Annotated in this window: 7 protein-coding genes; 4 read left to right on the top strand and 3 right to left on the bottom strand. The window is 57.0% G+C overall.

The window, feature by feature from the left end:
- Positions 1-211: 211 nt before the first annotated feature.
- Together VF639_RS24915 and pdxH are read right to left on the bottom strand one after the other, a co-directional pair.
- A complete protein-coding gene (locus VF639_RS24915; protein ID WP_331148678.1) occupies positions 212-1,534 on the bottom strand; it encodes a DUF1015 domain-containing protein in 1,323 nt (440 codons plus the stop codon).
- 130 nt (positions 1,535-1,664) lie between these two features.
- A complete protein-coding gene (gene pdxH, locus VF639_RS24910) occupies positions 1,665-2,315 on the bottom strand; it encodes a pyridoxamine 5'-phosphate oxidase (protein ID WP_331148677.1) in 651 nt (216 codons plus the stop codon).
- Positions 2,316-2,656: 341 nt separating this feature from the next.
- On the opposite strand from pdxH, the gene VF639_RS24905 reads away from it, so the two are divergent.
- The 4 genes from VF639_RS24905 to VF639_RS24890 all read left to right on the top strand — a co-directional run bounded on the left by VF639_RS24905 (position 2,657) and on the right by VF639_RS24890 (position 7,085).
- Entirely contained in the window at positions 2,657-3,223 is a 567-nt protein-coding gene (locus tag VF639_RS24905; RefSeq protein ID WP_331148676.1) for a YqgE/AlgH family protein, read from the top strand.
- Between the two features lie 65 nt (positions 3,224-3,288).
- Complete coding sequence (locus VF639_RS24900; RefSeq protein ID WP_331148675.1) at positions 3,289-5,772, top strand: DUF349 domain-containing protein; 2,484 nt, start codon at positions 3,289-3,291, stop codon at positions 5,770-5,772.
- 325 nt (positions 5,773-6,097) lie between these two features.
- Entirely contained in the window at positions 6,098-6,499 is a 402-nt protein-coding gene (locus VF639_RS24895; protein WP_331148674.1) for a hypothetical protein, read from the top strand.
- A 292-nt stretch (positions 6,500-6,791) separates the two neighbouring features.
- On the top strand, positions 6,792-7,085 hold the full coding sequence (locus tag VF639_RS24890) for a hypothetical protein (protein WP_331148673.1): 294 nt from the start codon (positions 6,792-6,794) through the stop codon (positions 7,083-7,085).
- 66 nt (positions 7,086-7,151) lie between these two features.
- Here VF639_RS24890 and VF639_RS24885 read toward each other — a convergent pair.
- On the bottom strand, positions 7,152-9,322 hold a 2,171-nt coding region (locus tag VF639_RS24885; RefSeq protein WP_331148672.1), incomplete at its 5' end, for a restriction endonuclease.

Here is a 9,322-nt window from a genome sequence, read left to right as displayed (position 1 = left end):
CGGCCTATGACGACCACTGAACTGTCCGGGCTCACGGGCCGGCGGCCCAACGGGTGCCAGCATGCTGAACGGTCTTCTCGACCAATGACGAACTGCGGCCTGGCCCAAAGGGGTGCCACCACAAACATATGATGACGGTCTGGTTGACTTTCTAACAGCTTCATTATAAGAAGTCTGCTTTACCTGAATTTTTCATCTAACTATTCAGCAATCAACCATTCAACCATTCAACCAAAAACGGATGCGTGGTTTCTTCGGCGCGGATACTGCTGAAGAGGAAGCCACCGATGGTTTTGGGGTAGAAGAACGTGGACTTGGGCGGCATGACGGCCCCGGAATGGCACACCCGCTCCACTTCATCCATGGTTACTTCGTTGGTGAAAACGGCGGCGCGGGCCTCACCGGAATCAACGCGCTTGAGGCATTCGGAAAAGCTCCGCACGTAAGCTATGCCTGGCCACTGCCGTTGCGCGTCGGGGCCGACTACGCCTAGCGCTTTTTCAAGTACAAAGAAGTGCAGAACAGTCAGATCCAGGGCTTTTACTTCGGGCGTGGTGTCCCAATTAAGTTGCGCGTGTATTTCGGGCCGCAGCCGCAGCTTGTAAGCCTGCCCGTCTTGCAAATACAGCCCGAAGGCCCATTGTTTGCCCGCAATCAGCTCGGGCAGGTCGTAGGCGTCTTCCTTGGGCACAACAGTGAAATACGCTTCCAAGCGGGTCAGCAGCTCCGCATCGGTCAGGTTGCCGGGCAAGTCCAGCAGCAGGCGGTGGGTGGGCAGAATGCGCAGGTCGTCGGCGGCCGAGTTGGTGAGGTACATCAAATGGTAGTTCCAGCCCTCGTTGCCAGTGGCAGCGGGGTCGGCAGCCAGGCGGGCCTGCCGGTAAGCCAGGGAGCCCTCGTAGCGGTGGTGCCCATCGGCCAGAATCACCTGCCGCTGGGCCAGCACCGCCTGAAACCGCTCGATGATGTGCGCATCCTGAATAACTGCCAGCACGTCGCGGGCGCCCTGGTAGTCTTCCTCGGTCTGGTAGAGTGGGTCCTGCATGGCCTCGTCCATCCACTGTTCCAGCTCAAACTCATCGTCGCGGTAGAGGCCGTGGGTGGCGCTGGTTTGGAACTCGGTGCGAGCCAGCAGTTCCGCCCGGTCGTTGACCGATGAGGGCAGCGTATTTTCATGCCGCAACACCACGTTATCAGTCCAGGCATAGGCCCGGATGTGGCACATAAAGCCTTTGCGGCAGAACTCGCGGGGGCTGCCCGGCAGCCGGAAATACTGGTAATACACGTAAATGCCCGGCAGCTCATCCTGCCGCAGCACGCCCGTTTGCTGCCATTCCTGCAACCGTACTAGGGCCTCGCCCGCCGCATCATCGCCCCGCGGCACCGAAAGATGAATGCTGTTAAGCTGGTTACGATACAGCGCCTCCCGCTGCTTCTGCGACACGACATCAAAAAGAGGCGAAACGTAGTCGTCAATATGTTGGCTCAGCACCGGATTATACCGCCAGCCACGTAAGGGTTGAATTTCAGCCAAAGTCAGTCATTTAACATTTAACAGTTATCATTTAACAAGTAACAGTCAGCATTCAACAAGCGGATGGCGTGGCCCCTAATGCGTTGCCAGCACCGCGGCTGTTAAATGATAACTGTTAAATGTTAAATGACTACGGAGCCAGGCGGCTCAGGCGCCAGGTGTCGCCCTCGAGTTCGTACACGATACGGTCGTGGAGGCGGCTGGGGCGGCCCTGCCAGAACTCTACGCGGTGCGGGCGTAGCAGATAACCTCCCCAGTGCGCGGGGCGCGGGAGAAGGTCCTGGCCAGCGAAGTCGGCGGCTACCTTTTGCTCGCGCGCTTCCAGTTCTTCCCGGCTGCCGATTATCTGGCTCTGCGGCGAGGCCCAGGCGCCAATCTGGCTGCTGCGGGGGCGGCTCTGGAAATATTCCGTAGACAAAGCCTCGGGCGCTTTCTCTATCCGCCCCTCCACCCGCACTTGCCGCTCTAGGCCGGGCCAGAAAAAGGTGAGAGCCGCCAGCGGCCGGGCCGCCAATTCCTGGCCTTTGCGCGAATCATAGTTACTATAGAAGAGGAAAGCCGCGTCGTCGGGCAAGCCTTTAAGCAAAAGCACCCGGGCCGAAGGCTGGCCGTTAACAGCTACTGTCGACACGGTCATGGCGGTGGGTTCGTCGAGCTGCGCCTGCAGGGCTTCGTTCAGCCACACCCGAAACTGCGGAATAGCGGTGGGCAGTACGTCCGCTTCCGAAAGGGTGCGCTGAGCGTAGGTTTTGCGCAGGTCGGCCAAGTGCGGGTCGAGCATATGGTAGTGGTTGATTGCTGAGTTGTTGATTGTTAGAGGCTGATTATTTAAGCGTTAGATTTTGATTGTCAAGCTCATAGATCAAGGCCATAAGGAAAGTAGACTTCCTGTAGCTGAACATTTAGCAAGCAGCCCCTAATAATCAACAATCCAACAACCAACCATCAACGCGGCGCAAGGTAGTACAATGGCGGCAGGTAGGGAACCTCCGGGGGGGCGTCTCACGTACTGAAGTTAGAAGAAAGCGCTAGCCTCGATAAGGGGCGAGCCGCTTGAAAGCACGTTGTTTTTCACTTCTGCGAATTCTTCGTTTCCTATAACTCATCTCTTACTGAAACGTTATGCCTCGTCTTCGTTCCAGCAGTTTGTTGATTTCGCAGCCTTTTCTTGGTGATCCAAATTTTGAACGTTCCGTGGTGCTGCTGTGCCGCCACGATGAAGAGGACGGTTCGTTCGGGCTCGTGCTCAACCGCTCCTCCAACCTGCAACTAGCGGATGTGCTCCAACTGCCCGTCGCCGACGACTCGGCGGTGGCGCAGATGCCGCTTTATCTGGGCGGACCCGTGCAGCCCGACACGTTGCACTACCTGCACCAGCGCCCCGATGTGCCCGAAGCTATTGCCTTAGGCCAAGATGTGTATTGGGGTGGCGACTTCACCGTCCTGATGGGCTTGCTGCTCAGCGGCGACCTCTTGCCCGAGGAGGTGCGCTTTTATGCCGGCTATTCGGGCTGGACCGCCGGGCAGCTAGCCGACGAAATCGGGGACAATGTTTGGATCGTGCATCCGGATGCTGCCGGGAAAGTCTTTACTTTGGATAATGATGCCTTTTGGCAGGCTATTTTGCGAGAAAAAGGCGGCCGCTACCGGGCGCTGTCCAATTATCCCGTCGATCCGCGCTTAAATTAGATCCTTCCTCGTCGCCCTCCGCCTGAACCCACTTAGGTATTTGCCGGGCCCTTTCTGCTGAACTCATGCTACCTGAAAACGACCAAGCCGCCCCCAACTCCGATAACAATTCGGATTCGCCGTTAAGCATTTTAGAGCGCCGACTGGCGGAAATCCGCTCCCAGCAGGCGCCTGCTTCTGCCAACGAAATCACTGAGCGTCCCGCCACGGAAGTGCATCCTCCTGCTACCGAACCTGCCGGAGCCGGCACGGCCGAGCTGCCCGCCGACGTAACGGCCAGTTCAGCTGAAGCGCAAGTGCCCGCGCACGATGCAGCAGCTTCCGACTCGCAGGCTCGCGCCCAGGATCATTACGGCAGTGAAAATCCGGGCGTGCTGAGTGCGCAGCAAGGAGCCGAGGAAAGTACTCCGGCCACCGTAGTAACGGCCGAAGCCGTAACGCCTGAACCAACTGCTGCGCCCGCTGCTGAAGGAACCACCGAATCGCCGTCTGCGATAGCAGTGGAAATGTCTTCAACCGAGGAACTGCCCGTTGCTTCGCCAGTAGGAGTGGCTGCTGAAACTGATGCGCTAACAGCTGCCCCCGAGCAAGTAGAGGGCACTAAGCAAACTTACGCGCCGGGCGATGCCTCGGACGCCACCCTTGCTGCTTCACCTGATACCGAGCTACCCGTAGAAGAGCTGCACGCCGCGCCGGAAATCGAGGATCTCCCCGAAGGTATTGCGCATCTCACTACGTCTTCTCCCACGCCTGCTACGCCCGAGAATACTGGCTCGGAGCACGAACCGGGTGCGGAAGAAGAGTTTGTGCCGGAAACGCCCGTGCCGGACTTCGCCACTCTCGATTTGCCTACGCAAACAACGCAGTTGCTGGCGTTGCTCTGGCGCCCTGATGCCCGGCAGAATCGCAAGCAGATCACCGACCTCTACCGCCAGTACGAAACGGCCATCAACGCCGACCGTACCGCGGCTCGTCAGCGCTTCACCGAGGCGGGCAACGAGGGCGATGACTTCACTTATGCGGGCCCCGAAGGCTATGCCGACCTTGGCAAGCTGATGCAGGAGTTCCGCGAAAGCCGCGTGCGGGATGCCAAAGCCGAAGACGACCAGCGCGCCCGCAATCTGGTGCACAAGCAGCACCTGCTTTCGCAGTTGCGGACATTGGTAGAGTCGGCCGAAACCAAGGACAGCTCGGCCCGCATCAAGGCCCTGCAAAACGATTGGAAGGCCACCGGCCCGGTGCCGCAGAAAGACACCCAGGAACTGTGGAACAGCTACCACGCCCTGCTCGATATTTTCTACAACAACCGCGGTCTGTTCTTCGAGATGAAGGAACTGGACCGCCGCCGCAACCTGGAAGCCAAAGAGGCGCTGATTGTGCGGGCGGAGGCATTAGCTCAGCAGTCGAGCATCAACAAAGCCCTCAACGACTTGCGGCAGCTGCACGAGGAGTGGAAACACATTGGGCCCGTGCCCAACGAGCAGCGCGAGGCGCTGTGGCAACGGTTTTTGCAGGCTTCCGAGTTGGTGCACAACCGTAAAAAGGAGTTTCTGGACGTGCGTTCGACGCAGGAAAACGCCAACCTGGCCCGCAAAACGGCTTTGCTGGAGCAGTTGCTGCCCTTCGGCGATTTTCACACGGAGCGCGTGAACGAGTGGCGCGCCAAAACCGACGAGCTGCAAAAGCTGAAAGAAGAGTGGGATGCCGCGGGCCTCGTACCCCGCGACAAGGCCGACGCCATGAACAAGCAGTTCTGGGGCGCTTACAAAGGCTTCTTCCAGCACAAAAATCAGTTTTTCAAAGCTCTCGACGAAGAAAAGAACAGCAACCTCAAGCGTAAGCTAGAGCTGATTGACCAAGCCGAGGCAGCGCTGGCAAACCCCGACTGGGAGCAAGGGCGCGAAATCGTGATTCGCCTCCAGAAAGACTGGAAAACCATCGGCCGCGTACCCGAAAAGCAGTCCGATAAAGTCTGGAACCGTTTCCGGACTGCCTGCGACGCGTTTTTCGACCGTAAAAACCAGGAGGTGAAGCAGCGGCAGGAAAAGGTGCAGCAAGCCAGCCACGCCCAAACCAGCTACCTCGACCAGCTGGCTGCCAGCGTAGCTGCCCTGAGTGCCGATGCGCCGGGCAGCCTCGAAGGCTTCCGCCAGCACGTGCAGGACTGGCAAGCCTTTGGTAGCGCCGAAAGCAACCCGCGCGGCAACAACGAGCGCGCCGACGAGCGGTTCCAAAGCTTGATGGGCAAGTACCTCAATACGGTGCCCAACGTAAGCTATGCCGAGCAGGCCGAGCTGCTTTTCAACCTGCAAGTGGAGCGCCTCAAGTCCAGCCCCGATTCGCAGCAGCAGCTTTACAAGAAAGAGCAAGCCCTGCGTCGCGAAATCAACGAGCTGGAAAACGACATTTCCACGCTGCAAACCAATTTAGAGTTCTTTGCTCGCTCTAAAAACGCCGCTCAGCTCCGCCAGGAGTACCAGGGCCGCATCGACGAAGCACAGAATCGGATTGATGCCCTGAAAAAGCAATTGCGCGTAATCCGCAGTTAAGCTTAAGCTAACAGGCCACTACACACAAAACCCTTGGCATCTTTGTCAAGGGTTTTGTGTGTAGTGGCCTCTCGTGTCAGTTGCTACCGCAGTTTATAGTTTAAGTGTGGGCATAAAATCAATAGCACCGTGATTAAGTAGTAGTGAAAAGTATTTGTAGTAAATAGTAAAACCGATATACTATAGTAAAGCGTATGATATTTATTTCATGCCTGCCAAGAAGTGAAAGGAATAGTGGGGAGAGCTGAGGTGGTTGCGAGGTTATCTGGCAGATGTTGACTTGTGCGCTATGCGGCCTGTACATACTTAAATACATCATAGGGCTATGCAAACCTTGTTCGAGATTCCTGGCCTAACCATTGCGCACGATCCTGATAATAAGTGGCTGTACGTGACCTGGCAGGGCGAACAAAACGAAGAATCAACGGTGGCGGGCTGCGCGATGGTTTTAAACAAAGTGCGCCAAACGAAGAGCACTGCCATCTTAAACGACGGCCGCCAGGCACTTAATGGCTGGAGTGAGGTAGTGCGGTGGATTGCCCAGGAGTTTTTCCATGCCCTTGCCGATAACGGAGTGGAGGCCATAGCGTGGGTGAGTCCTGCCGATTGGCCTGCCCGTATTGATAGCGAGCGGGTCCTATCCTTCACTACCCGTCCCCTCGTCGATACTTTTGAGGATACCGAATCAGCTTACTCCTGGCTGCTAACGGTGGCGGCGACTAAATAGCGAAAATTGAATTATTGCGTACAGTTTATCTTGTACGGATCAACTGGCCTATTTTCGATTGTTATTTTAACGAGCAGATTTAAGCTAGCTTTACGGCGCTGTTTCTGTTTTTCGGCGCTTGCTTTTACAGACGAGTCCTGCGAATTCTCCTTCATAGCTGTTCCTTTTGAATACCTGCTCTCCCGTCGTTTGCTTTACGAACAAGGCCAGTTGTATTACTAGATATTCCGAAGGCTATCTGCACGTGACGTGGTTGCCAGGTTCGGAGTCGAGTTCCGACATGCGCGCTTCCATGGAACAGCTCTTAGTTGAATTGGAACGGGTGCCTTGGGGCAAGGTGGCGGCCGATCAGCGTAATTTGTTTCCTCTGTCCACTAAAGATTCCGCTTGGCTGCTGCTGGATTGGTTGCCCCGCGCTACCAAGCACAATTTATACCGCTACGTAGCCATCTTATCGGCGAGGGATATATTCTGCCGTTTGGCCATGCATTCGCTGACTTTGCATGCTCAAACGCAATTTCCAGTAGTTTATCGCCTGTTCGAGGAAGAAGAAAATGCGGTAACCTGGCTGCTGGCGCAAAACTGAGCAAGCGTCTTGCGGGCCAAGTCAGAGCAAGTCTAGCCGAGCTTTCGACAATCGAAATAAACCGCGTTAGGCCGCTGGTGCCGCGCTGTTGTGGTGCGCCGCGTCGAGCATGTCGGCTACGCTAATGGCCACGTTGTAGTGCACCTGCTCGGCCGCGAAAAGGGCAAAGTGCTGCCGGCCGCATTGTATTTTCAGGTTTTCCACTTCGCGCCGCTGCTGTTCGTTGGGAGTTGCCTTGGTTTCGGCCACGAAATAGACGGGGCCATCTGCTTCTAGTAACACAACCCAATCGGGCACGTAGTAGCCCAGGGGCGTAGGAATCTGGAAGCCGCGTGGAAGCTTGAAGAAGAACTTTACGGCCTCATTTGCTTCCAGGTCGCGGGCGAAAGCGCGCTCCGTGTCGTTGTCTACGGCCGCATAATTGTAGAGGGTCTTTTCGGGGTGCGTACCGACGGCAAACAGGTTGCTGAGGAAGGTTTCCCGCTCTTCGGCGGCGAATAGCTGCAAGTCGTGCTGCTGACCGGGCCACCGCTCGTATTGAATACCTGCTACCAGCAGCTTGCTCAAGGCCCGCTGGAGTACGCCCACTACGCTGTCGAGGAAAAGCTGAGGATTAATCTCTAATTCCCCGTACCGCTCCGACTGTTTCAGGACTTCGAAGATGGTTTGCCGCGTCACCTCTACCCGCTGCTGAATGTAGGCGTACACATCGGGTATGGGGTAGCGGATGGCAGCCGTATCGGTGGCCGTAGCGAATTGCAGGGCCGCTTGCACGCCCCCTCTTTCGCTCATTTCCAGCTTGGCGGTTGCACTGGCAAGCCGGGCCCGGCTCGTCAGGGGTACTCGCGCAAAGTCGCGCAGCTCCTCTACTGCTTCCCGGATCAGGTCCGCCGAGTGGTAGCCTACCCGGTAGCGAGTTTTGTGGTTGATTCTGGTCCAGAGGTCGAAAAACAACGGGCAGCTTTCCGGCGTCAGCTCTTTCGTGAGGCGGATAGCGGCTACTTCCCGCGCATTTTTGATTCGGCCCTCGAACTGCACACCAGTTTCTTCCTCGATTTCTGCTTGCAAAGTCCTGGCGAAGCTTTCGTAGCTTTCATTGGCCACCACGGTCAGCAGATTCAGGCTTTTGTCGTGAACCCGCTGGCCGGTGGCATCTACGGGCAGCCGCAATCCGCGCCCGATTTCCTGGCGCTTGCGCAAGGTGGTTTTGGCTTCGCTGAGCGTGCAAATCTGGAACACATTGGGATTGTCCCAGCCTTCGCGCAGGGCCGAGTGCGAGAAAATGAACTGCACTGGTTCGGTTGTGCTAAGCAGCCGCTCCTTGTCTTTCATAATCAGGTTGTAGGTGTCGTCGTCGGCTTTGGTGGCGCCGTTGGTGTCCTTCAGCCCTTTCTTGTCTTGCGAGAAATAGCCGGCGTGTACTTGTTGCGCCGGATAGGGAATCAACCCCTGGTATTCGGGCTGGCTGGCGTACTGGTGAAAGGCGTCTTCAAACCACACGCCGAGCTTGCCGAGTTGGGGTTGGCCGGCTTCGGTGATGCCCCGGTAATTCACTACCTGGTCGATGAAAAACAACGATAACACCTTGATGCCCCGCGGTTGCAGCTGCCGGACCCGCCGGAAATGGTGCAACACCGTTTGCTGCACCTGAAACCTCATAACCTCCTCGTGCTGCCCGCCCGCCGAGGCGCCGAGGTGCACCATTAAGCCGCCGCTAAAACGCACTTGTCCGGCCGCGTTTATCTCGTTGACGACAAAGCCTTCCCGATACGCATCGCGCCCATTTGATAAGGTAAACAAATCGTCGCCGGGCTTGACGCGCTTTTCAACCTGCACGACGCCGGTTTTGCTGTTTTGGAAAAACGCAAGCTTAGCGGCTATCGTCAGCTTGCCCGGTACCAGGGCCTTCAGCTCCACAAACGCCGCATTGTGGTCGGCGGCGCCCGTGATGCCGTCCACCACAATCTGCTTGACCAAACCCCGGTCGTAGGCTTGCACTGGGTTGAGGCTGTAGACCAGGTTGTAGAGATGCTTGTGGGTGGCCGAGTAGCGCAGCAAACACAGCGGATTCAGGTTGGCCAAGGCCGCTCGTCGCACGTCGGTTTCCATGTTCTGCGGCTCATCGACAATCACCACCGGCCGCACCCGCTGCAGGTATTCGATAGGCCGAACGCCGGTTTCCCGCCTGGTATTGATGATGTTGCTGTCCTTGGTAAACGCATCGATGTTGACAACCA

The sequence above is a fragment of the Hymenobacter sp. genome (genome assembly GCF_036387835.1).
Taxonomy (GTDB): Bacteria; Bacteroidota; Bacteroidia; order Cytophagales; family Hymenobacteraceae; genus Hymenobacter.
The sequence above is the reverse complement of the archived record's forward strand: the minus strand, read 5'-3'. Positions and strand labels throughout refer to the sequence as shown.